The organism is Brevibacterium zhoupengii (assembly GCF_021117425.1).
In the GTDB taxonomy this organism is placed as follows: Bacteria; Actinomycetota; Actinomycetes; order Actinomycetales; family Brevibacteriaceae; genus Brevibacterium; species Brevibacterium zhoupengii.
Genome location: NZ_CP088298.1, coordinates 293,173 through 316,933, shown reverse-complemented (window position 1 = coordinate 316,933; position 23,761 = coordinate 293,173). Strand labels below are relative to the sequence as shown.

The 23,761-nt window shown below is 62.7% G+C and carries 20 protein-coding genes; 9 read left to right on the top strand and 11 right to left on the bottom strand.

Translation table 11 applies throughout. From position 1 onward, the window contains the following. Positions 1 to 60: 60 nt before the first annotated feature. The 4 genes from LQ788_RS01425 to LQ788_RS01410 are packed head-to-tail and all read left to right on the top strand — an operon-like array spanning position 61 to position 4,165. The gene (locus tag LQ788_RS01425; protein WP_231444568.1) at positions 61 to 1,032 is read left to right on the top strand and encodes a tripartite tricarboxylate transporter substrate binding protein; all 972 of its coding nucleotides are present in this window, start codon (positions 61 to 63) and stop codon (positions 1,030 to 1,032) included. A gap of 2 nt (positions 1,033 to 1,034) precedes the next feature. After that, the gene (locus tag LQ788_RS01420; RefSeq protein ID WP_231444566.1) at positions 1,035 to 2,027 is read left to right on the top strand and encodes a 4-hydroxythreonine-4-phosphate dehydrogenase PdxA; all 993 of its coding nucleotides are present in this window, start codon (positions 1,035 to 1,037) and stop codon (positions 2,025 to 2,027) included. Beyond that, positions 2,024 to 2,638, top strand: a complete 615-nt coding sequence (locus LQ788_RS01415; protein WP_231444564.1) for a tripartite tricarboxylate transporter TctB family protein — start codon at positions 2,024 to 2,026, stop codon at positions 2,636 to 2,638. Before LQ788_RS01420 ends, LQ788_RS01415 begins: the two co-directional genes overlap by 4 nt. Before the next feature lie 9 nt (positions 2,639 to 2,647). Then, entirely contained in the window at positions 2,648 to 4,165 is a 1,518-nt protein-coding gene (locus LQ788_RS01410) for a tripartite tricarboxylate transporter permease (protein WP_231444562.1), read from the top strand. Between the two features lie 98 nt (positions 4,166 to 4,263). On the opposite strand, the gene LQ788_RS01405 is transcribed toward LQ788_RS01410, so the two are convergent. Further along, complete coding sequence (locus LQ788_RS01405; RefSeq protein WP_231444561.1) at positions 4,264 to 7,173, bottom strand: FAD-binding and (Fe-S)-binding domain-containing protein; 2,910 nt, start codon at positions 7,171 to 7,173, stop codon at positions 4,264 to 4,266. A 73-nt stretch (positions 7,174 to 7,246) separates the two neighbouring features. Continuing rightward, positions 7,247 to 8,410: a pyridoxal-phosphate-dependent aminotransferase family protein gene (locus LQ788_RS01400; RefSeq protein ID WP_231444559.1), complete on the bottom strand. Its 1,164-nt coding sequence runs from the start codon at positions 8,408 to 8,410 to the stop codon at positions 7,247 to 7,249. Between the two features lie 462 nt (positions 8,411 to 8,872). On the opposite strand from LQ788_RS01400, the gene LQ788_RS01395 reads away from it, so the two are divergent. After that, positions 8,873 to 10,282, top strand: a complete 1,410-nt coding sequence (locus LQ788_RS01395; protein WP_231444557.1) for an SLC13 family permease — start codon at positions 8,873 to 8,875, stop codon at positions 10,280 to 10,282. A 56-nt stretch (positions 10,283 to 10,338) separates the two neighbouring features. On the opposite strand, the gene LQ788_RS01390 is transcribed toward LQ788_RS01395, so the two are convergent. From LQ788_RS01390 to LQ788_RS01375, 4 genes are all read right to left on the bottom strand, one after another. Continuing rightward, complete coding sequence (locus tag LQ788_RS01390) at positions 10,339 to 11,835, bottom strand: PepSY-associated TM helix domain-containing protein (protein WP_231444555.1); 1,497 nt, start codon at positions 11,833 to 11,835, stop codon at positions 10,339 to 10,341. Between the two features lie 99 nt (positions 11,836 to 11,934). Beyond that, a complete protein-coding gene (locus LQ788_RS01385; RefSeq protein ID WP_231444553.1) occupies positions 11,935 to 12,609 on the bottom strand; it encodes a hypothetical protein in 675 nt (224 codons plus the stop codon). A gap of 45 nt (positions 12,610 to 12,654) precedes the next feature. Beyond that, positions 12,655 to 13,236, bottom strand: coding sequence for a GNAT family N-acetyltransferase (locus LQ788_RS01380; protein ID WP_231444551.1), 582 nt, complete (start codon positions 13,234 to 13,236; stop codon positions 12,655 to 12,657). 35 nt (positions 13,237 to 13,271) lie between these two features. Beyond that, a complete protein-coding gene (locus LQ788_RS01375) occupies positions 13,272 to 14,219 on the bottom strand; it encodes a ketopantoate reductase family protein (protein WP_231444548.1) in 948 nt (315 codons plus the stop codon). Positions 14,220 to 14,384: 165 nt separating this feature from the next. On the opposite strand from LQ788_RS01375, the gene LQ788_RS01370 reads away from it, so the two are divergent. Next, the gene (locus tag LQ788_RS01370) at positions 14,385 to 15,026 is read left to right on the top strand and encodes a TetR/AcrR family transcriptional regulator (protein WP_231444546.1); all 642 of its coding nucleotides are present in this window, start codon (positions 14,385 to 14,387) and stop codon (positions 15,024 to 15,026) included. A 12-nt stretch (positions 15,027 to 15,038) separates the two neighbouring features. On the opposite strand, the gene LQ788_RS01365 is transcribed toward LQ788_RS01370, so the two are convergent. The 3 genes from LQ788_RS01365 to LQ788_RS01355 all read right to left on the bottom strand — a co-directional run bounded on the left by LQ788_RS01365 (position 15,039) and on the right by LQ788_RS01355 (position 17,348). Then, a complete protein-coding gene (locus LQ788_RS01365; protein ID WP_231444544.1) occupies positions 15,039 to 15,890 on the bottom strand; it encodes an aldo/keto reductase in 852 nt (283 codons plus the stop codon). Positions 15,891 to 15,934: 44 nt separating this feature from the next. Beyond that, positions 15,935 to 16,879 (bottom strand): NAD(P)-dependent oxidoreductase, encoded by a 945-nt coding sequence (locus tag LQ788_RS01360; RefSeq protein ID WP_231444542.1) that lies wholly within the window; start codon positions 16,877 to 16,879, stop codon positions 15,935 to 15,937. A 73-nt stretch (positions 16,880 to 16,952) separates the two neighbouring features. Further along, a complete protein-coding gene (locus tag LQ788_RS01355; protein ID WP_231444539.1) occupies positions 16,953 to 17,348 on the bottom strand; it encodes an MmcQ/YjbR family DNA-binding protein in 396 nt (131 codons plus the stop codon). A gap of 328 nt (positions 17,349 to 17,676) precedes the next feature. Between LQ788_RS01355 and LQ788_RS01350 the strand changes: the two genes are divergently transcribed. Beyond that, positions 17,677 to 18,975: an Nramp family divalent metal transporter gene (locus LQ788_RS01350; RefSeq protein ID WP_231444537.1), complete on the top strand. Its 1,299-nt coding sequence runs from the start codon at positions 17,677 to 17,679 to the stop codon at positions 18,973 to 18,975. A gap of 24 nt (positions 18,976 to 18,999) precedes the next feature. Here LQ788_RS01350 and LQ788_RS01345 read toward each other — a convergent pair whose 3' ends face one another. Beyond that, on the bottom strand, positions 19,000 to 20,397 hold the full coding sequence (locus tag LQ788_RS01345; RefSeq protein WP_231444535.1) for an FAD-dependent oxidoreductase: 1,398 nt from the start codon (positions 20,395 to 20,397) through the stop codon (positions 19,000 to 19,002). A gap of 59 nt (positions 20,398 to 20,456) precedes the next feature. Further along, a complete protein-coding gene (locus LQ788_RS01340) occupies positions 20,457 to 21,224 on the bottom strand; it encodes a GntR family transcriptional regulator (RefSeq protein ID WP_231444533.1) in 768 nt (255 codons plus the stop codon). 251 nt (positions 21,225 to 21,475) lie between these two features. On the opposite strand from LQ788_RS01340, the gene LQ788_RS01335 reads away from it, so the two are divergent. Then, entirely contained in the window at positions 21,476 to 22,609 is a 1,134-nt protein-coding gene (locus LQ788_RS01335) for a TIGR03364 family FAD-dependent oxidoreductase (protein WP_231444531.1), read from the top strand. Positions 22,610 to 22,718: 109 nt separating this feature from the next. Next, positions 22,719 to 23,750, top strand: coding sequence for a phosphate/phosphite/phosphonate ABC transporter substrate-binding protein (locus tag LQ788_RS01330; RefSeq protein ID WP_231444530.1), 1,032 nt, complete (start codon positions 22,719 to 22,721; stop codon positions 23,748 to 23,750). Positions 23,751 to 23,761: the final 11 nt, after the last annotated feature.

Genomic DNA, 23,761 nt, shown 5'->3' with positions numbered 1-23,761 from the left:
CCGACTACAACATCAGCACAATATCGGGCACCACTGAAGATTCTGTCAAGGGAGATAGAAATGCATTCGAAGAAACTGCTCACCACCGCGGCCGTGACCGGCACTCTCGCACTGGGGCTCAGTGCCTGCGGCCAAGCATCAGGTGACACAGCCGGCGGAGAGTTCGAGCCGAAGGGCAATGTCACCATGATCGTGCCCTTTGCTGCTGGCGGTGGAAGCGATATCGCAGGCCGCGCCACTGCCTCGGGGCTTGAGGAAGCTACGGGCAAGACCATCACGGTGCAGAACATCGACGGCGGTTCCGGCGCTGTCGGCTATTCGGAGTTCCTCGGTCGCAGCGGCGATCCGAACTATCTCCTGGCCACGGAGACTGCGATGCTCGCTCTTCCGGCAACTCAGGATGTGAAGTTCACCTATGAGAGCTTCACTCCGATTATGAAGCTCGGCGACGACTACACACTGATCGTCACGAAGGCCGACTCTCCGCTCAAGACCTGCTCCGATCTCACGGACAAGGGCAAGAAGGAACGCACTGTCGTAGCGATCTCCGGTGCAACCGGTCTCGACAACATCACGTTCACCCTCATGGAGAAGGCCACCAAAGCCAAGTTCGACCGAGTGCCCTTCGAATCAGGAGCCGAGGCCATCACTGCGGCTCTCGGCGGCCAGGTCGAAGCGATCTCGGTGAATCCAGGCGAAGTGTCGGGACAGTTGGAATCGGGCGATCTCAAACCTCTGTGCGCCGCGGCCGACGAGCGCTACGAGTACCCGGAGCTCAAAGACATTCCGACCGCAAAGGAACAGGGCATCGACGTTGCCTTCGCTCAGTTCCGCGGCGTCATCGCTCCCGGAGACATTCCGGAGGAAGCGAAGGAGTACTGGATCAAGAAGGCGAAGGAGTTTGAGAAGTCGGATGCGTATAAGACCTACATCGAAGACAACATGATGCAGCCCAACGCCGCCTATGGCGACGACTTCGCCACCTACCTCGGCGAGAACGACAAAGAGCTTCGGGATGCGATCGGGAAATGATCATGACGCCAGACATCCCCCGAATCGTCCTCGTTCCCGGAGATCTCTCCGGCGTCGGTCCCGAGCTCATGGCCCGGCTCCTCGCCGATCCCGCTAATCGTGCTCGGGCGCGATTGCTTGTCACTGCAACCGAGGCGGAGCTGGACTCTTTCGCGCAGACGGCGGCAGTGACCATTCCTGACCGTGAGGGCATCGAGTTCCTCGGCACTATGTACCAAGGGCCCACCATTCCGGTGGGTGAAGTCAGCATTGCCGCAGGTGAGCGCGCGCTTGCCGACCTGGCCACCGCGCTCGACCTGTGTGCCGGCGGTGGGGCAGACGGCGTCATGTTCTTTCCCCTGAATAAGGGAGCCATGGGGCAGGCAGGTATGACCGAGGAAGACGAGCTGCGCTGGTTCGCCAAGCGGCTCAACTTCGGCGGCTTCACCTCGGAGCTCAACTTCATCGAGTCGCTCGTCACGGCACGTGTCACCTCGCATGTTCCGGTCTCGGAGATTGCCGAGGGCATCAGTGCCGGCAAGGTCCTTGAGACCATTGAGCTGCTCAATCGTGTTGTGACTCAGACCCGCACCCCAACGCCGCGACTGGCGGTCTGTGCGCTCAACCCTCATGCAGGTGAGGGCGGGAAGTTCGGCAGAGAGGAGATCGATGACATCGCCCCGGCCATCGAGTTGGCCCGCTCGCGTGGAATCGATGTTGAGGGACCATTCCCCTGCGACACTCTCTTCGCTCGCGCAGTCGGTGGGGACTACGACGGAGTGGTGACGATGTATCACGATCAGGGTCAGATCGCGATGAAGCTGTTGGGCTTCGATCAGGGAGTCACCGTTCACGGTGGGATTCCGATTCCCATCGCCACACCGGCACACGGCACCGCACATAACATCGTCGGCACCGGAGCGGCCGATCTCGGGCCCAGCTCCCATGCCTTCGACCTCGCTGTGCGGATGGCCGAGAATCGTCGAACCGCGGGATTGGAGGCGAGTCCACGATGAGCACTGCAATCGAAACGGAGAAGAATCCGCCACGGAACAAGCCAGAGCTCGCCGATGTTGTCGGGACTGCGATCCTCGGAGTCGTCGGAGGCGTGGCCGCCATCATGGGATTCGGCTACGGGATCACCGTGGAAGGTGGGCAGGTCGGGCCGGGAATGCTTCCATTCCTCACCGGGACCTTCATCTTCTTGGCTTCTTCCGCTGAGATCTTCCGCCTCTTCTTCGCACGCGTTGGCACCTCTGGAGGTCGCATCATGTCTGCAGTCGAAGAGATCGAAGCCAATGCAGCGGAATCGATGGACGCCGTCGCGGAGTCTCGCCCCGATGACAGTTCGAGCGACGACCTCGATACCTTCGGGCGAACGGAGAAGCAGCGCAACCGCGCTCCGTTCTACATCTTCATCACGTTCGGGGTCGCCCTCGCGCTCATTCCTGTCATCGGCCTCATCATCTCTTTGGCTGCCGCGATCCTCTTCCTGCTTCTCGTCGTGGAGAAGCAGAAATGGTGGACATCAGCTGCCACAACGATCGGCGCAGCCGTTTTCGTCTACATCGTCTTCGGGCTCGTCCTGTCGGTTCCCCTGCCGACCGGGATGCTCGGACTGATCTGAGGAATCTCCATGATCGACAATCTCATGCTCGGGCTGGAAACCGCAGTCAGCCCCGAAAACCTACTGTGGTGCTTCGTCGGCGTCCTTCTCGGAACCGTCATCGGTCTGCTGCCCGGACTCGGTTCCACCACAGGTGTGGCCATCCTGCTACCCGTGACCCTGGCCTTCGAACCAGTCACCGCTCTCATCATGTTGGCCGGAATCTATTACGGATCCCAGTACGGGTCCTCGATCAGCTCGATCCTCATCTCCACTCCCGGAGACTCGTCGAGCGTCGTGCTCACCCTCGACGGGTATCAGATGGCACGCAAGGGTCGAGCGGGAGCAGCCTTGGCGATCTCCGCCTTGGCGTCGTTCTTCGCCGCAATCATCTCACTCATCGGCCTCATTGCCTTGGCCCAACCGATCGCACATTTCGCGCTCAACTTCGGGCCAGCGGAGAATCTCGCGATCATATTGTTGGGCATGGCCACGATCGTGTCCTTTGCCGGTGAGAACATTCTGCGCGGCATCACAATGGCCGCGGCAGGCCTCCTCGTGTCGATGGTCGGAGTGGCATCCGGGTTTTCCACAGCACGGTTCACCTTCGGCAGCGTCAATCTGCTCTCCGGACTGGACTTCGTAGCTGTGATGATCGGAATCTTCGCCGTCGGTGAGGTACTCCACCAGATCCGCCGAGGCGGTGAGAAACCCATCCGTGCACGTTTCAAGGATCTTCTGGTGACGAAGGAGGAGCTCACCCGGTCCGCCCCAGCCGCCACAAGAGGCACCGCCCTGGGCTTCGCCGTCGGTGTTCTTCCCGGAGCGGGTGCCACCTTGGCGACGTTCCTCGCCTACGGCGTGGAGAAGCAGGTCAGCAAATTCAAGCACCTCATCGGCAAGGGTGCCCCGGAAGCCGTTGCTTCTCCGGAGGCTGCGAACAACGCCGCTGCCAATGCGAGCTTCATCCCCACCCTCGCGCTCGGCATTCCCGGAAGCGGCACGACGGCCGTGCTTCTGGGTGCGTTCGTCATCTTCGGACTCCAGCCCGGTCCTCTGCTCTTCCAGCAGGAACCTGACCTGGTGTGGGGTCTGCTTGTGAGCTTCTTCTTCGGCAACCTCATCCTGCTGGTGCTCAACCTGCCGATGGCTCCGGTCTTCGCTCAGATACTCAGGATTCCGTACGTCTTCCTCTACCCCATCGTGCTCATGATGAGCTTCGTGGGCGCCTTCGCTCTGGGAAACAACACGTTCACTCTGTGGATCGTGTTCTTCTCCGGGCTGCTCGGCTACTTCATGAAGCGCTTCGACTTCCCGGCAGCGCCCTTCGTGCTCGGCCTGGTGCTGGGACCGCTGCTGGAGAAGTACCTGGTCCAGACCTCGGCGATGGGCGATGGAAACCTCTTCATCATGTTCCAGCGTCCGCTATCGCTCATCCTCACGGTCGCGGCTCTCATCGCCCTCGCCTATCCCTTGGTGACTGCAGTGCTGCGTAACCTCAAGACACGCAAGGCTGACACCGCAGCGAAGGAGGATGCACTCCGGTAACCGAACGGCTCAGAATACGTAGCATCCACGGCCGTTCATTGCGGTGCGGCGCATCTATCTGATGCGCCGCACTTCTCTGTTTCAGAGCGCTAGTGCACTCACGCCCCCGCACTTTCAGGCAACCGCTTCGCCCGTGCAGAGTGCTCAGCACCCGCGGCCGCTCCGGTCAGCAGCTGGGCCAAGGTCAGTCCCTGCACCTCCGCCAGGTCACTTGCCTGGGTTCTGCACGAATAGCCGTCGGCGAGATAGATCGACTCCTCCGGGGCATCGCGCAGTGCTGGCAGCAGAGCGTTCTCCGCCACGGCGACCGAGACATCGTAGTGGCCGGTCTCCATGCCGAAGTTGCCCGCCAGCCCGCAGCAGCCGGCCAGTTCGCGAATGGTGGCTCCGGTGCGGTCGAGGATCTTTCGATCCGCGGCGAAGCCCATGACCGAATGCTGGTGGCAGTGTGGCTGGACGACGATGGTCTGACCAGACAGATCGGGCACGTCGATGTCCGACTCCACCAGCACCTCGGCGATGGTGGAGGTGCGCGCCGCGATCAGGCTGGCCCGACTGTCATCGGGGAACAGATCCTTGAGATCGCTGCGCAGGACGGCGGTGCAGCTGGGCTCGATGCCGACGATGGGGATCCCCTTCTGCGCGTACGGGGCCAGCACCTCCATGGTGTGATTCAGCTTGGTGCGTGCCGCGTCGAGCTGACCGGTGGAGATCAGAGTCAGACCGCAGCATGCCTGGGATTCGGGAAGCAGGACCTCGAATCCGGCAGTCTCAAGCACCTCGACCGTGGCTCGGGCGCCGGCGTCGGAGAGGTACTCGGAGAAGGAGTCTGCCCACAGCAGCACCTGCGGCCGGGCTCCGCGCCGCACTGTGGAGCTGCGCACATAGTGTTCGCCCACCAGCTCATCGCGCGCCTCGGAAGAGGAGACGTTCTTCTTCGCCCACCTCGAGAAGCGCTGGGCGTTGAAGCTGACCATGCCGCGCCGGGGGTCCATGCCGCCACCGGCTAAGACCAGCTTGGCCAACGGCCGGAACGACAGTGCCGCATTCGCGATCACACTCACACCGGGCACCGCGGTCAGGGCCTTTCCCCATGTGGGCAGCCAGCCCAGTGAGTAGTGCGAGAGCGGCCGGAATCGTCCCTTGTATGTGCGGTGGAGGACCTCGGATTTGTACTGGGCCATATCGACCCCGGCAGGGCAGTCGCTGCCACAGGCCTTGCAGCTCAGACACAGGTCCAGCGAATCGTGGACTGCCTGGTGGTTCCAGTCGTCGATGAGGCCGCCGTTGGTGACTTCCTGAAGCACACGGGCACGACCGCGGGTGCTGTCCTTCTCATCGCGAGTAGCCAGGTAGGACGGGCACATGAACCCGCCGGAGCCCGTGGTGTCGGCGCGACATTTGCCCACGCCCACACACCGGTGGATCGCGTTGGTGAAGCTGCCCTTGTCATGGGAGAAGGAGAAGCCGCCGTCGGTGCTGCCGATCGAGATCGCAGCCGGACGGCGCAGGTCCTGATCCAGTGGCAGCGGATCGACGATGACACCGGGGTTGAGCAGATTCTGCGGGTCGAAGAGGCGTTTGACCTCCTCCAACGCAGTGATGGCTTCATCCGAGTGCTGCAATGCCAGGAGTTCTGAGCGGGCACGACCGTCGCCGTGCTCGCCGGAGGCAGACCCGCCGTACTTGGTGACCAGGCGACCGGCGTCCATGAGGAAGCTGCGAAAGATCTCCGTGCCGCCAGGCTGGTCGAAGGGGAAGTTCGTGCGCATGTGCACGCAGCCGTCGCCGAAGTGGCCATAGGGCAGTCCGACGACCCCGTAGCTGTTCATCAGCTCGTCCTGCTCCCGCAGGTAGTCGCCGAGGATGTCTGGCGGAACCGCGGCGTCTTCCCACCCGGTCCAGGCCGGGTCGCCCGTCTCGGTGCGTCCGGCCAGTCCCCCGGCATCGGCGCGGATGCCCCACAGAGTCGAGGCCTCTGGGCCGGCGGGGATGATGCGGTAGGAGTCTGTGCCGGAGTCGTCGGCGATGACCTGCGCATTCGCGACCGCCTCGGCGGCAGTGGCCCCGGCGACTTCGATGAGCAGCCACCCGGAACCTGCGGGGAGTTCGGGGACCGCGTCCTTGCCCTTGTGGGCGCGGACCATGTCCATGAGGCGGGAGTCGATGCCTTCGACGGCAAGTGGTCCGTGGGGCAGAACGCGTGGAACCGCGTCGGCGGCGACGAACATGTCCGGGTAGCCCAGGGCGAGGACCGTCGGCGAGTTCGGCACGTCCCCGAGCGAGACCACCGCTTCCAGCGTCGTCGTCAGCGTGCCCTCACTGCCGATGAGGAAGCGTGCCAGGTTGGGCCCGTTCTCCGGCAACAGGTGTTCAAGGGCGTAGGCCGAAGCCTGTCGACTGAAGCGTCCGAATTCGGTGCGGATGGCGCCGAGGTGGTTCGCCGCAAGATCGCTCAACCCGGCCACCGGGTCGAGTCCTTCTCCAGCGGTGAAGCGTCGTCCCAGCCCATCGATGACGTCGATTTCGACGACGTTGTCTACGGTCCGACCGGCCGAGATCGCATGTGGTCCACACGAGTTGTTGCCGATCATGCCCGCGATCGTGGCACGGTTCTTCGTCGACGGGTCGGGTCCGAAGCGCAGACGGTGCGGGGCACCGGTCTTCTGCAGGTCGCTCATGAGGACACCCGGTTCCACACGCGCGGTTTTGGCGACCGGGTCGATGTCGAGGACCCGGTTGAGATGGCGGGAGAAGTCGATGACGATTCCGGTTCCGATGGCGTTGCCGGCCTGCGAGGTGCCTCCGCCGCGTGAGGTGATCGGTACCTTGTGGGACCGGGCCACGTCGAGGATGGCGGCGACATCGGCCGTGGTCGTGGGGAAGGCGACGGCCTGCGGTGGCACACGGTAGTTCGATGCGTCGACCGCGTATTCCGCTCTCCTGCGCGCCGATGTGTCGACCGTGCCTGCAATGCTGTCAGTCAGGTCTGCGATGAAGTCGCCCATTGTCTTCTCACCAATCGATCGTGCGGAGGCTGACTCGTTGAGTGAAGCGTTGCCGTGGAAGTGGGGCCGTCCCTCAGGTGTCCCTGAGAATGTCGAGGGCGGCCTCCACGCCCGAGGGATCAACCTTGATACCTGCCAGCTGCAGGCCCATCTGCACACCCGAGAGGGTCCCAGCCAGCGTGAGGTCACTGAGATCGCCGAGGTGGCCGATGCGGAAGATCTTCCCCTTGAGTTTCGACAGTCCCGCGCCCAGAGACATGTTGAACTTCTCGAGGATGACTCTCCTCAGCTCATCGGCGTCGTGCCCCTCGGGCATAAGCACTGCGGTGAGGACCGGTGAGTGTTCGTTCTCATTCGTGCACAGCACCTCAAGACCCCAGGCTTCGACCGCGGCCCGGGTCGCCTCACCGAAGCGGATATGACGGGCAAAGACGTTGTCCATGCCTTCCTCGTTGAGGATCCGCAGTGCTTCTTTGAGCCCGTAGAGGAGGTTCGTGTTCGGGGTGTAGGGGGTCTGTCCATTCTTCCCGGAGGCGAGCATCTCGGTCCAGTTCCAGAAGGACTTGGGCAACGTGGATTTCTCATGGGCTTCGAGAGCCTTGTCGCTGACAGCGTTGAACGACATCCCCGGCGGCAGCATCAATCCCTTCTGTGAGCCGGAGACCGTGACGTCGACGCCCCACTCGTCATGGCGGTAGTCCACGGATCCCAGTGAGGAGATCGTGTCGACCATGAGCAGCGCGGGATGATCGGCGGCGTCGAGGGCGGCCCGAATCGCCGGGATCCGGCTCGTGACACCGGTCGAGGTCTCGTTATGGACGACGCAGACGGCCTTGAACCGGTGGCCAGTGTCTTCGGTCAGGGCTGCGCGGATCTTCTCCGGGTCGGCTCCTGTGCGCCAGTCGCCTTCGATCATCGTGGGTTTGAGACCCCACTTCTCGGCCATGGCCTTCCACAGGCTGGAGAAGTGGCCGGTCTCGTAGCAGAGGATCTCATCGCCCGGGCTCAACGTGTTGACCAGCGCGGCTTCCCAGGCGCCGGTGCCCGTGGCCGGGTAGATGATGACCTGGTTGGAGGTTCGAAAGATATCGGCGACTCCGGTCAGGACGTGGGAGAAGAGCTCCTGGAAGTCCGGGCCCCGATGATCGATAGTCGGCATGGACATGGCTCGCAGCACGGAGTCCGGAACATTGCTGGGCCCTGGGATCTGGAGAAAGTGCCGTCCGCTGTGAGTCATGATCGTCCTTCCCTTTCGCGTGCCTCTCGGCACGGAGTATGAGTCGAGTTCGGCCGAGCGGCCAGGAGGTACCAGAGAGCGGTGGGAGACGGACGCAGAGGAACAAGGCTCGTCATGCGCACGCTGGCGAAACGGTGGCTGATCACTTCTGCTGTCGGGTTCATCGTCGGAGAATCCTCTCTGATTCCACGATGCGATACAAAGGTTTCATTTTACGCTACCACACGGATGACGATCAGAAAATGGTTCATTTGCAGGGTGGACTCCAGCTCTGCCACCAGCGCAGATACACGGCTTACCTACAATGAGACTCGCCGTTTCCCAATTGCCAGGAAACCCTTGACTCGATCGTCCGATAGGGGCAAGCTTTCACAAAAGGTCTATCAAGATTCCGCATCATGGAAAGTACGGGGCGGCAAAGAGGCTGTTCCGATGACTCTACACATCGCATTGGAGCGAATTGTGTCTCTTGAATTAGCGTCCATCCTCGTCCTCGTGGCCCTGTTCGTCATCGCCACCTTCGTCTCGGTCCATATGGGTGCGCTGGCGCTCATGGCGACCTTCCTCTTCGGCACCTTCGTCCTCGGAGAGGATGCCGACACTCTCCTGACCGGGTTCCCGGCCGACCTCTTCCTCATCCTTGTGGGGGTGACGTATCTGTTCGCCTTGGCGAAGGACAATGGCACGGTCGACTGGCTGGTCCATGTCCTCGTCAAGGCGGTGGGAGGCAGAATCGCCCTGATTCCGTGGGTGTTCTTCGTCGTCACCGCGCTCCTCTCGGGTTTCGGCTCCGTCGTCCCCGCCGCCATCGCGATCATCGCTCCGATCGGCATGGGTTTCGCCCGACGCTACGACATCCGCCCGCTGCTCATGGGCCTCATGATCATCAACGGAGCAACTGCCGGCGGCTTCTCACCACTGAGCATCTTCGGAACCATCACCAACCAGGTCGTCGAACGCAATGATCTGCCAGGCAGCCCCGTGCTCCTGTTCCTCGCCTCCTTCGTCTTCAACTTCATCCTCGGCCTCATCTGCTTCTTCCTCTTCGGTGGACGTGACCTGCTGGGCAAGCGGGACTTGGGCCATGGCCTGGAAGACACCCGCCGCACCGACGCCGGTGCTGACGCCGAGGCTGACGGCGAGGCAGATGGCAGCGGCGGATCCGGCACTCAGCCGGAGGTTCCCCGCAATGATCCGCAGCGTCGCGCGGCACGCAGGTCCGTGCAGACGACCATGGTCAAGGACGATGACATCGGCGCACCGGTGACCACGTTGGATCGCAACCGCATCGTCACCCTCATCGGCCTCATCGTGTTGGCGGTCATGGTGGTTCCACCGCTGAACCAAGACGTCGGCTTCACCGCGATCTGCATCGCCGTCATCATCTCGTTCTTCTCGCCCAAGGTGAGCAAGGGTGCGGTCAGCAAGATCGCCTGGCCCACAGTGCTCCTCATCTGCGGCATCGTCACCTACGTCGAACTCATGGAGCGCTTGGGCACCATCGACTGGCTGGGCAACCTCGTTGCCGGTATGGGAGCCCCGCTCTTCGCCGCCGTGCTCATCTGCTTCATCGGTGCCGTCGTCTCGGCCTTCGCCTCGACAACCGGCATCCTCGGAGCTCTCATCCCACTGGCTGTGCCGTTCCTGCTCACCGGCAGCGTCGGTGAGATCGGGCTGATCATCGCCCTTGCCATCTCGTCCTCGGTCGTCGACTCGAGCCCCTTCTCCACCTCGGGTGCACTGGTCGTTGCGAACTCGCCGGAGGAGCAGCGCGATCAGGTCTTCAAGCAGCTCATGAGATGGGGTTTCTCGATGGTCCTCATCGCACCGATCGTCACCTGGCTCATCTTCGTCGTCCCTGGATGGGGCTGATCTGCGGGCAGGAGAACGAACGCCGGACCGAGTGATCTCGGTCCGGCGTTCTGGTGTCACCTGCGGGCGCGCCGCCTCGCCCACAGCGCCAGCACCCCATCAACAACAAGGAATCCCAACAGACTGATCCCCACCATCGGCAGGAATACCCCGATCACCACGGCCGTGAGCCCAACCGCAGCCACCGACCACCAGGGCGCATTGGCCAGCGCACCACGAACAGGTGTGACGCCGAAGCTCCGGCTCGGATCGTGCTTGGGTCGGCGCTGCCACCACATCACATAGCCCCACACAACCATGGACGCGATTCCGATTGCGAGGCCGACGAGCACGATCTGGTTGGCCAGACCGAACATCGTTCCCATGTGCAGGTCGACGCCCCACCGCGCCAGCTTCGAGGCAAGCCCGTAGTCGGAGAAGTCCACACGATCGGTGACCTCCATGGTGTCGGCATCGATCGCGACAGCATCGACCTCGGTGGGGAAGCTGCGTTGGATCTCCTGGACCACCCACGCCGAATCATCATCGGCCGGCGGCAGGATCTCAACGAGCCCGGTATTGACGTTGATATCGCGTGCCATGGTCAGGGTCATGTCGAAGTCCGCGGGATCGACGCCGGAGGAATTCGACGCAGCCTCGCCGCCATGTCCCGCATGAGCACCGTCGTCATGGCGCGCGTGGCCTTCGTGCCCGGTGTGCTCTCCAGCTCCCGACTCCCCCACCGAACCACCGCCGGACTCGGCGGAGCCTGCACCCAGTTCCGTCGAGACCGCTGGCGTCGACCAATCCAGAGCCGCTCGCAGCTTCGTCACATTGTCTCCGCCCAGCTGAGACCAGGTGATGCCGGTCGCCGACAGGAACAGCATCCCGATCGCAGCCCACACGCCGACCGAGGCGTGCCAGGAGAATGTGCGGCGCAGCCCCTTGTGCTTCATCGACGGCCGCAGCAGCGCAGTGGCCTTCCTTGCCCGTCGGGCGCGCATCACCCACAGGCACAGTCCGGCGACCGCGATGATGCCCAGCCACGACGCGGCGAGTTCGCTGTAGTACCGTCCGAAATCGCCGAGGTGGAGGCTGCGGTGCAGCTGATCGACCCAGGTTCGCAAGGGCAGGGATCCCGAGGTTCCGTACACGCTCAGGTCGCCCTTCACCTCGGCGGTGGTGGGGTCGATGAAGATCGCCCGGGATTCGCTTTCGCCCAGGTTCGGGTCATCGAACATCACCCGAGTCGTCGCGCCGGGTCTCGGTGCCGGGCGCACCGCGCTGATACTCTCCCCTCCCCCAGTGTAGGTCGTGGCGGCCGTGACCTGGTCGGCCAGCGGCAGGGCGGGGCCCGTCGCCGAGGTGGTCAGCTCATCTGCGTAGACGACCTTTTCGATCTGCGGGCTGATCGCATACAGGGCGCCGCTGAGTGCGGCGATGAGAATGAAGGGACCGACGAAGATCCCTGCATAGAAGTGGAGTCGGCGCAGGAGTTCGCCGAGCCAACTGGTGCCGCGGCGTCGCGGCTGGTCCTGCCGGTTTTCGGGCAGGGATGACAAAGGTGTGGTCATGGTGAAGCTTTCTGTGAAGAGCGCTCGCCGTCCTGAAATTTGGCCAGGCGAGCGCACGCCAGCGGATTTCCGCCGACGCTGAGGTCAAAGATGGTGGGGTCAGAAAGCTGCCGCTGGTGGTCCCCTGGTCAGGACAGGAGAGCGGAGAACGCCGAGGTGGCGAGGGAGGATCCGGGCGAGGCCGAGGTGGGGCCTCGGTCCGTTCGGAACCGGCATCGGTCGCACCGCAGTGGGCAGGAGCGCGTGGATGACGTGTCGGAGGAAACTGCCGATCTTCGCCGGCAGCGCTTCCGACCAGTAGATCATGGCGATTGTGAGGACAGCGGCGACGAGGTGCGCCAACAGCATTCCCGGTGACGCGTGCGCATGCATGCTCGCCCCGGCGTCTGACGCGGAGCCGGACATGGCCTCCGGGCCGGAATGGTGCATCGCATGTCGCTCAAGTGCGTTCGCAGGACTGTGGCTCCCGGCCATCGGAGTGAACACGGAGAAGAGCAGGTGGAACAGCGACTGGCTGACCAGCACAGATAGGGATAGTCGAAGCAACGACAGTCTGCGACCTGCGAGCAGAACGCAGACCAGCATCGACAGCGCCAAGGGAACCAGGACACCCATGGCTGAAGGCAGCTCACCGCCGCCGATCATGTGAGAGGCCAGCGCCACGAACGTGGCGAAGACAGCGGCTGCGGTCCCCCGCAGAGAACGCCGGTGCCTCAGTCCACGCTGGTACTGCAACGCATGCGGGTTTTCCGGCTCCGAGCTCACAGGGAACATTCTCACACAATCGGCGGGCCCACCTCGGCGATCATGCGTGTTTCGTCACTCCGAGCCCCTCACCTGACGGTACACACGGTGTTCACCGTCGTCGACCGGGTTGTCGGGCGGCAGATCCGCGGTAGCGACGTAGGTGTAGCCGGCTGACTCCAATGCCGACCATGACGCCACATTGCCGGCGACGACGGGCACGACGATCGATGGAGCCTGAGGGCACTCGCGAAAGCAGAGATCGGTGAACTCACGGATCAGCTGCGCGCCCAGTCCTCTGCCCAGCGCATTGCTCTCACCGATGAAATAGTCAATCGTCAATGCCCGATCTGGGACCTCGGCGATCTCGATGAGTCCACGCTGCTCAGTCTCGTAGTCCCAGATCTCGCTGCGCTGGACGAAACCGATCGGAACGTCACCTGCGGCGACGATGTAATCGGCGGAGGGCTCGGTTTCATCGATGCTGCCGCCGAAGTCACGTTCGATCGCTGTGTCTGCGGTCTCGTGGTTCCAGTACCTGGACACATGGGCGGATCTCAACCACCGCTGCAGCAGTGGAAAGTCGGCACGGGTGGTGCGGCGGAAGGTGAGGGCGGAATGCGCCCCAGGGTCGACATCTGCGTCAGCGGCTCCCATAGAGTGCCCATTCTAGTGGAGCACGTTCAGAACCATTACCTGAACGCCGGCTCGTTGGCTTCCAGCCGGGGAACCGCGACTCCGAGACGACGGGCCTCGGCGAGGACATCTCGAGGGTAGTCGGATTGCGCCTTGTAGTTGTTGTGTCCGGTGGCCTGCGCCTGGGTCATGATGAAGGTATACAGGTTGTCGCCGGTCAGCAACTTCTGCATTGCGACACTGATGACGCTGGCGGGGATGAATCGTGTAGCTGCGGCTCCGAGTCGTGAGGTCCCGCCCTTCGCTGTGAGGACGGGAATCATCTCTCGGACGAGGCGCACGACTTCTTTCAGTGCGGGGCGCGAGCGGACGAGTGCGTCGAAACTTCCCATCCGCAGCCATCCGACCATGATTCCGGCGTCAAGGATGAAGTGAAACCAGAGCCAGCTGCGGAAATCCGCGATGTCAGAGATTGAGAATCCGGCGTCCGTGAAGAGTTCACGGACAACGCGGTGCCGGTCCGTGCGGCTCGACTCGTCGATATCGCCGAGGAAGATGCTTTTGACGAATCCGCCATGCAGGGTGTTGACGTCAAAGCCTCCTCCGCCACCAGGGAATCCCCAAGTGACCTGCTCGCGGGGCAACCGCGAGACGGCAGCCGCAGGCTCGACCCAGACGTTGTTGAAGATGAGGATTGTGGCCCCGCCGACTCGGGTGTGGAGGAAGTCGACTGCGCTGTCCAACTGGTCGTGGTTGACGCTGACGATGATGAGGTCATAGTCGTGGTCCGGTTCGAGGTCCTCTCGCAGCGTGATGGGCCAATTCTCCTGCACCGGCTTCCCTTGCCGAGAGGCTCGGCCGTCCCTGATGTCTACGTCGACCGAGAACCCGAAGTCGGCGGCACGTCCGAGGCGGACATAGAAGTCGACCTCGTTTCCTGCTTTCTCCAGGGCCCATCCGTACAGTGTCGAAATGACTCCACGGCCGAACATCAGAATCTTCATGTCTGCGTCTCTCCTCTGCGCCGTTCGGCGCTCGTCTACTCTCCACAATATGTGGAAGGTGGTTTCCACTTACATGTAGATTAAGCAGTGATTCCATCGCCGCATTCCGCTTTTCCGGAAGTGAGAGAAGAAATGGCCGAGACGACTCAGATCGAAACTCAACAAATGCCCGCACAGAAGCTGCGCGCAGATGCTGCGGACAACAGGGCGCGCATTCTCACGGTGGCGCGGGAGCTCTTCGCCGAACGCGGCATCGATGTGCCCATGACGGCGATTGCTCGCCGAGCAGGAGTGGGTGCTGCAACCCTGTTCCGACGCTTCCCTGATCGCCGATCTCTGATCACCGAGGTGTTCGCTACCCAGATCAGCCATTGCGAGTCGGTCCTCACTCAGGCTGCGGCCGACCCTGACCCGTGGCGCGGATTCTGCTCATTCGTCGAAGACCTCGGCCGGATGCAGATCGAGGACCGTGGGTTCACGGAGGCGTTTATCTCGGCATTTTCTGAGGGCCAAGGAATCGATGAGAAGCGCATGCATGCTGAGGCTGTCTTCGCGGACCTGGTAGATCGTGCTCAGAAGTCAGGCAGGCTCCGACCCGACTTCGACCCCAGCGACCTCATGCTGATCTTCCTCGCCAACGGCGGTGTCAGCGAGGCTCCGCCCGAGCATGCTCAGGACCTCTCGCGACGGCTTATCGCCTACCTGCTCCAGTCGTTCGAGTCAGAGGGTCCCCCGACCGCTCGGTCGTTACCGGCCCCGAGTCGAATGGGGCTGCAAGAAGTGTTCTCAGCGGCACAGTCGCACTAGCCGCGGAAACGCTCACATCTCTTCGTGGGTCAGCGGGTCACGGTCCTTCATCCGACCGCGCTCGAGACCAGAGATCGCAGCCACCTCGGCGGAAGTGAGGCTGAAGCCGAAGATATCGGCGTTGAGCTTCTGCCGGTCGGGGTTGGCAGACTTCGGGATCGGCAGGCTGCCGACTTCGAGGTGCCAGCGCAGGACCACCTGAGCCGGCTCAACCCCGTGGACAGCCGCAGCCTCGGCGATGGGGGCCTCGTCGAACAGGCCCTGGTCACGGTACAGCGGTGACCAGGATTCGGTCTGGATTCCAATGGATCTGTGGAATTCGATGAGCTTGCTCTGTGGGAAATAGGGATGGAGTTCGATCTGATTGACCGCCGGGGTGACCCCGGTTTCGTCGATGAGCTCCTGGAGCATGGACTCGGTGAAGTTCGAGACTCCGATCGAGGTCACCAGCCCGCGCTCGCGCAGCTCGATGAGGCCACGCCAGGTGTCGACGTACTTGCCCACGCTCGGGTTGGGCCAGTGGATGAGGTGGAGGTCGAGGCGCTCGAGTTGGAGCCTGGCCAGAGATTCCTCGGTGCTGGCGATCGTTTCGTCGAAGCCGTGGTGACGGCCCGGGACCTTGCTGGTGATGAAGAGTTCGTCCCGGCCGACCTTGGAGTCGATGACGGCCTGGCCGACTTCGCGCTCGTTTTCGTAGTTGACCGCGGTATCGAGGAGTCGGTACCCGTTGTCGATGCCGGAGATGATCGCGCCGACGCCCTCGGCGTCGTGCATGGCGTAGGTGCCGAGGCCGATCTGCGGGATGCTGGCCCCGTCGTTGAGTTCGAGGGTCGGAATCGCTGAGCTGTGCTCTGAATTGGACATGCCCCAACCCTATGACCGCCGAGGTGGTTCCGGCCAGAGCTCAGTCAGACGACTGCGCCCTGTGGAGTTTTTCCGTCGAGGACATCGATGACGGCGCGAGCTGCCGCGACTCCGGCGCGCTCCCTGGCCTCCAGCGTCTGCCCGGCTAGGTGGGAGGTGATGACGACGTTGCTCATCGTTCGCAATGGGTTGTCCTCGACCATGGGTTCGCGGTGCAGGACGTCGAGTCCGGCACCGGCGATCTCGCCTGCCTTGAGCGCTTGGACGAGAGCTCCCTCATTGACGAGGGAGCCGCGTGCGGCATTGATGAGGATCGCAGAGCTCTTCATGCCAGCGAAGCTCGCGGCGTCGATGATCGGGTCACCCTTGCCTGCTCGGCTGTGGAGAGTCAGGTAGTCGGCGGCTCTGATGGTCGTGTCGAAGTCGGCGAACTCGATGCCCGACGACTGTTCGGAATCGGGGTGGGCTGTGGAAACGAGAACCCGCATTCCCAGTGCGACACCGAGCGCAGCGATCGCTTTGCCACTGGGACCGTAGCCGATGACGCCGAGACTCTTGCCCCGCAGCTCGGTGCCGGCCTCGCGCGGCCATTCGCCCTCGGCCACAGCCGGCAGCACGGTGTTGAGTCGGCGAGCACAGGCGAGCATAAGGGCGAGCGCCAGCTCGGCGACGGCGTGGTGGTTGACTCCAGGAGTGTTGCAGACGCGGATGCCGAACTCGGCCGCTGCATCAGCGTCGACGTTGTCATAGCCGACCCCGGCACGGGCGATGACCTTCAGCGACGAGGCAGCTGCGAGCATTGCACGCGTGACCGGTTCACTCGCAGCGATTGCACCGACGGCCCCCTCGAACAGAGCCAACTTCTCGTCATCCGTGCGAGTTCCGCCCGCAGGTAAGTAGACCGGCTCGAGGCCGCGGTCTCGCAGCATCGTGTCGACGGTGTCGCCCGGGCGGAGGTAGTCGGTGGTGATGACGATGCGGTTGCTCATGCCCTCGAGAGTATCCAGTCTCGCAACTGTCGCGTCACGGTACCCAGCAGGCGGACGAGGGGGTCCCTTTTCCTCAGTCCTTCGCGGGCAGTTCTCGGACCAGACCAGCAGGAGCGGTATTCCGGTAGGAGTCGGTGAGCAGGTCGCTGAGGTCGTCCTCGCCGAGAGTTTCGAGTTCCAAACCGATCCAGCCGGTTGGTCCTAAGTACATGGGGACGAAGGCATCCGGTCGCTCCATCAGCACCTCGGCGTCCATCGGATCCGGCAGGATCAGCAGCGCTTGCGGATGCTGCTCCATCTCACCGGTGACAAGCTTCCGTGTGCCTCCGAAGTACGCGAAGATCTTCTTCGTGAAGAACGCTGGCCGCCCATGCGAGACCTTCTCCTGCACCCCGGGAAGGCTCAGCGTGACCTTCCGAAGGCGGGCCAACTGCGGGTCGTCGTCATCGAACATCTGCGGATGCGCCATGAACCCACCCTATTAGCCGTCGCGGTTACAGACCAGGCCCGAATTCGCTGCAGAGCCGGATACCGCGATCGTGGGACTAATACCCTGCACGCATCAGTAGATGCATATAAAACCTTGGACAGCACTACAAACCCTTCCATAGGCTTAAAGCCATCCATTTCACCGAGCACACGGAAGTGCGCGGGAAATTACGAGTCAGGGGACACCGTGAAGCAGGACTACTCGCCGGACACACCTGCTTTGAACAATCCCCCACAGCTTCTCATCAGTTTCAGATACGCACCGCAGCGGCATTCTGCAAAACGCAAACATTCCGAAAGAGGAACACATGACAGTGAATAGTGAGAGCCAGACCGACACCGCACCGAAACGGCGGAGGTTCTTAGGCGGAATCCGCGAATTCGGCCCAGGAATCATCGCCGTCCTCGCCATGATGGGAGCCGGTGACCTGGTCACGGCCTCGGTGTCGGGCTCAAACTACGGCTACAGCCTCATGTGGCTGCTCGTCGCTTCTCTGCTCATTCGGTTCGTCATCGTCAACATCATGGGCCGATATCAGGTTCTCAACCTCAAGGGTCAGACGATCGTCGAGGGGTACAACGACGTATCGAAATTCTATCCATGGGCAATCGGAATCGCCGCACTCATCAGCGGGCACCTGCTCAACGGCTATATGATCAGGGGCGCAGGCGAGGCCGTTGCCAAGATCGTCACTGTCGGCGACCCCTTCCTGTGGTCATGCATTCTGGTTCTGGCCAGCGTCTTCGTCATCGGACGGAACGTCTACAACACCATCGAAAAGGGCATGAAGGTCCTGCTGGCCATGATGACTGTGGTCTTCCTGGGATTGGCGATCTACTCGATCCCCGATATCGGCGGACTCATCCAGGGAACAATCGGATTCGGCATCCCTGACAACACCGGAGCGTTCGGCGTCTTTGCTGTCGCCCTATCACTCATCGGTGCGGTGGCAGGCTCCATGGCGAACTTCCTCTACCCCTATTACGTCAGGGACAAGGGCTGGAGGGGAATCAGTTACAAGAAGCTGCAACGCAATGACATCCTGTTCGGAATTTCGGCCGCCATCGTCATCAGCCTCTCGATCTGGGTTGTCGGTGCTGAAATCCTCCGACCCAATGGGATACAAGTGTCGAACCTGGACGATATCTCGCAGGCCCTCACAATCCACCTCGGCAGCGTCGGCGGAGTCATCTTCTACCTGGGCGCGTTCGGCATTCTCTATAGCAGCGTCGTCGGGTTCGCCAACGGATTCCCGAAGGTGATCATTGACTGCCTGCACATCGTTCGCCCTGCTCGTCGCCAACAGTACGGTTCCAAGTTCGAGGACGATCCTCTGTTCAAATGGTTCAGCCTCTTCATCCTCATCTCGCCGATCCTCTGGTCCGTACCGGGAATGCCCGGCTTCGTGACTATGGCGGTGTTCGTCACGGGTCTGCAGGCCATCATCGTCCCGCTCGTGGCCATCGGACTGCTGATCCTGGCGAATAAAAAGAGCCACTTCGGCAAACACAAGGCCAACCTGTTCGAGAACATCATCCTGGTTGCCACTACGCTGCTCACCATCTGGGTGACCATTCAGGTGTTCATCGGTTGGTTCGCGAGCTGACGCCGAGATAACGGTGGAGCGTCCCTACTTCACAACCCCAAGCACCTCGTTGAGTGCTTCCGTCGCCGAAGGGTGGGTGTAGATCGTGTCGCGCAGCTCGGTGGCCGTGACGTTGTGGCGCATCGCCAGGGCTACAGTGTTGATGACCTCCTGCGAGTGCACGTGGACGAGTGCTGCGCCGAGGATGTGGTCTGTTGCCCCGTCGACGACGAACTTCACGATGCCGCGCGGGTCGCCTTCGATCTTCGCCCTCGGTGCTGCGGCGATGTCGGCCATCGCCTTCGCTCCGACTTTGATGTCATAGCCCTGTTCGCGGGCGGCGTCCTCGCTCAGTCCCACGCGTGCCACGGGTGGGGTGAGGAACATCGTATACGGCACGGCGCTGCGGTCCGCGGTCGTCCGCTTTCCTTCGCCGAGCAGCTGATCGGCGAGGACCCGATTGTCATCAAGGGAGATGTAGGTGAACATCGGTCCGCCGTTGACGTCGCCGACGGCATAGACACCCTCGGCTGAGGTGCGCAGGTGCTCGTCGACAGCGATGAAGCCGCGCTTGTCGGTCTCGATGCCGGCCTTGTCCAGGTTGAGCCCTTCGGTTCCCGACGCACGGCCGACAGCCAGGAGGACCGCCTCGGCGTCGATGGTCTTCTCTTCACCTCCGACCTCATACGTCACGGTGGCCTTGTCGGCGCCATCGGCGACCGCGGTCACGGCAGCTTCGTTGACGATGGTGACACCGTCGTCGGCCAGAGATTTGGCAACCACCTCGGCGACATCGGTGTCCTCGCTGGCCAGGGGACGTTCACCCCGGTCGAGGACGGTGACCTGGGATCCGAAGTGGGTGAACATCGATGCGAACTCGAGTCCGATGTAGCCACCGCCGACGACGACCAGGCGCTGAGGGAACGGGGAGACGTGCTGCAGGGCTTCGGAGTCGAAGATGCGTCCGCCGAGTTCCGCACCGTCGATCGGTGGGATGTTCGCGACCGAACCGGTGTTGACGACGACGGTGTCGGCGGTGATCGTCATCGTGTCATCGCCGCCGGTGACGAGGACTTCGCGTTCGCCGGTGAACTCGGCACGGCCGGAGACCAGCAGAACCGAGTCGAGGTCATCAAGCATGGAGAAGTTCTTCTTCCGCATCGCACCGGTGAGGGTGTCGCGGCGCGAGACGGCCTTGGCGAAGTACTCGTCGGTGTCATCGCCCTCGCGTTTGTTCTCTGCGTCGTGGACGAGGATCTTCGTGGGGATGCAGGCGATGTTGATGCAGGATCCGCCGATCATGGCATCGGACTGCTCGACGACGGCGACCCGCTTTCCGGCCCGAGCCATAGTTCCCGCCAGGGTCTTGCCGCCCTTGCCCCATCCGATGACGAGGAGGTCTACCTGCTCGTGCGAATCGACGTCGTGATTGTTCTCAGCCATGATCAGATCCTTCCAACAGACGATGCGTTTGTCGTGAGCCTACTCCGAATTGGTCAACCTCAGATATCGCCGAGGTTGGTCGACGTCAGGGCCATCGAGCTGGGATTGCCCCGGGTGGAGTTCATGGTGAAGCTGGCCTTCCACGGGAGGTAGCGGTCGTCGGAGGACTCGATCAGTGCACCCGCACCGGTGAAGGCGCGGCGTCGAACGCGCAGCAACGGTGTTCCGACGGGAACTTCGAGCAGTCCGGCGTCGTCCTCGTTGGCGCCGATCGCGTCGATTGTCCGTGAGGTTCGGCTGATATCGACGCCCTGGTCGATGAGTTCCTGATAGATCGAACCGGAGTCGGTGTCGAAGGCGAGGACGTGGCGTCCGAACTCGAGAGGATAGTTCAATCGCTCGACCATCGTGGGGGCATCGTCCATGAGTCGGAGCCGGAAGACGGAGACGACCGGATCACCGTCAGGAATCTGCAGACTCGCGGCCAGCGACTTCTCGGCAGGCCTGCGGGTCACCCACTGGGTGCGCTGACCGGGGACGATGTCAGCATTGTGGCACCACTGGGAGAAGGAGATGATGTCGTCGAAGGACTGGGTGGGCACATTGTCCAACACCACCGTACGGCGTCCGCGCCCCGAAGAGATCAGCCCTTCGGTCCGCAGGGTCGACATGGCCTGCCGGACAGGGCCGCGGGAGGTGGTGAATTTGCGGGTCAGCTCCGCTTCTGAGGGCAGCTCGTCGCCGGGCTGGAAATACCCCTCACGAATCGCTGTCCGCAGGTAGTGGGCGATCTCGTCGTATTGCTGTCGCGTGTGCTGCTGAGTCATGTGTGCTGGCCTCGTCGGGGTCGGGATGGGGACACGTGCTTCCAACTGTGCTGCCGTGATGCTGTACTTGCCGTGATACTGCGCTGCTCGAGGTCTCGCTCTCTCCGATCAGCGGCATCTCTTCCTTCCTATTGGGGGCGAATGAACCGGGAGTGCCGACCGGGAAGCGCAATGTCACGTTCAGGTGAACAGTCGCCAAACTTGTACATACATGTGCTCATCGTACGACAACAAGCGACCAAGATGGGGGAATGTCGAAAACTGATCTCATCATCGTAGGTTCCGGAATTCTGGGCCTGGCCACCGCATTCCGCGCACACCGTCAGGGCCGCAGCGTCCGTGTCATCGACCGTTCCGCCCGCCCCGTGGGCTCATCGATCCAGAACTTCGGGCACGCCTGCTTCACCGGGCAGGCCGACGATGCCCAGGATCTGGCGATGGCGTCTCGAGACGGCTGGCTGGAAGCCGCCGCCGCGACCGGGATCTGGGCGGCAGAGACCGGGTCCTTCATTCTCGCCATGACCGAACCGGAATTGCGCGTCCTCCAGGAGTTCACAGATCACCGAGGTCCGACTCAGGCAACGATGCTCAGTGCCGAGGAGGTGGCTGCGGCCATCGGGAGCCCGAGCCTGGGCGCCATCGGCGGGGCTCATCTGCCCCTGGATATGCGTGTCGACCCACGCGAGGCCGCCCCTGCCCTCGCCGAGTGGCTGGCCGGAGAGGGGGTCGATTTCTCTTGGAATACCACCGTCACCGAGGTGGCCGACGGCACCGTGTCCACCAACCGTGGCGATGTCCACGGTGAGCAGGTTGTCGTCTGCCCCGGCCACCAGCTCACCTCCCTGTTCCCGGGCATCGCCGAGGCGCACGGGGTGCGTATCTGCACGCTGGTGATGTCCCTGATTGAGCGCCCGCAGCGGATCCCGAGCGGGTTCGCCATGCTCACGGGCAGCTCGTTGGCCCGCTACGACGGGTTTGCTGCCATGCCGGGAGCATCGGCCCTGCGTGAGGATCTGGCACAGCGGGAGCCGGAGCTCGTCGATGTCATCGCCAACCTCATGGTCACCGATATTCCCGGCGGACTGCTTATCGGCGACTCCCACGCCTATGATCTCAGTCCCGAACCCTTCATCGACGAACGGGTCGGTGATCTGCTGCTTGATCGCGCCACCAGCATCCTCGGCATCGATGAACCCGTGGTTCGCCAACGGTGGTTGGGTCAGTATGCCGACAGCACCGAGACGAATCTGATCCTCGTGCGCCCTGACGCGCAGACGACGGTCGCCGTGGTCACCTCGGGCATCGGGATGACTCTGTCGTTCGGGATCGCGGACCGCATCCTCGGCGGCCCCCCGGCCGAGACCGACGCACAGCCCTCCATCTGAGACCGACACCACATTCGCGGACCCTCACCCCAACCGCCGATGAAGTTGTCATGTCTGATCGGTGAACAGGGTCGAATTGTATAGACATGTTGTTTCGAGGTGTCGAAGAATGAAGCCAAGCGATCACCCCGACCACTCGAAAGGCAGGCCGCCCATGGCCCTGTTCCCACGCTTCCGCTCCCGTGCCGTCCGTTCCTGCACCTCCCGTTCTCGCACTGCTCGCACCCGCACCGTCCGCTCACTCACGGCGGCAGCACTCGCACTCCCGCTGCTCGCCGCCTGCGGCTCCTCCGGCGACGACGGCGACACCATCACCTTTGCCGCAGTCCCGGCCGAGTCATCGTCCACGTTGGAATCGACCTTCGAAAACGTCACCGCGCTGCTCGAAGAAGAGACCGGCAAGACGGTCGAGTTCCAGAATGCCTCCGACTACGCAGCGGTGATCGAAGGCATGCGGGCCGGCCAGATCGATGCCGCCTCGTTCGGCCCATTCGCCTATGTCATCGCCAAGGACTCCGGCATCGACATGGAACCAGCGGCGGCTCCGACGAGTGATCCGAAGAAGGACCCGGCCTACACCTCGCTGGCCTACGTCAAGAAGGGCTCGGACGTCAAGGGCCTGAGCGACCTCAAGGGCAAGACGGTCTGCTTCGTCGACAAGGCCTCCACCTCGGGCTACCTCGTGCCTATGAAGGGGATCATGGATGAAGGTCTTGACATGGAGAAGGACATGGAACAGGTTCTGACCGGCGGTCATGATGCCTCGCTGCTGTCTCTGGACTCCGGCGAATGCGATGCGGCCTTCGCCCACGACACCATGCTGGGGACCCTCGAGGAATCCGACCAGGTCAAGCCCGGCAGTCTGGAGCCCGCATGGGAGTCCGAGCCCATCACCGAGGACCCGATCGCTGTCAACAACGAGTCCCTGGACCCTGAACTGGCCAAGCAGATCACGACCGTCCTGCGCGAGAAGGCCAACGTTCCGGCCATGGTCGACGCCGGCATCTGCTCCTCCGAGGACGACTGCGTCCTACCTGAAGAGATCGAATACGGCTACAAACCAGTCGAGGACTCAGATTTCGATTCCATCCGCGACATCTGCGACGCCACCCAGGCAGACGCCTGCAAGAACGTCGGCTAGGAGACGCACCC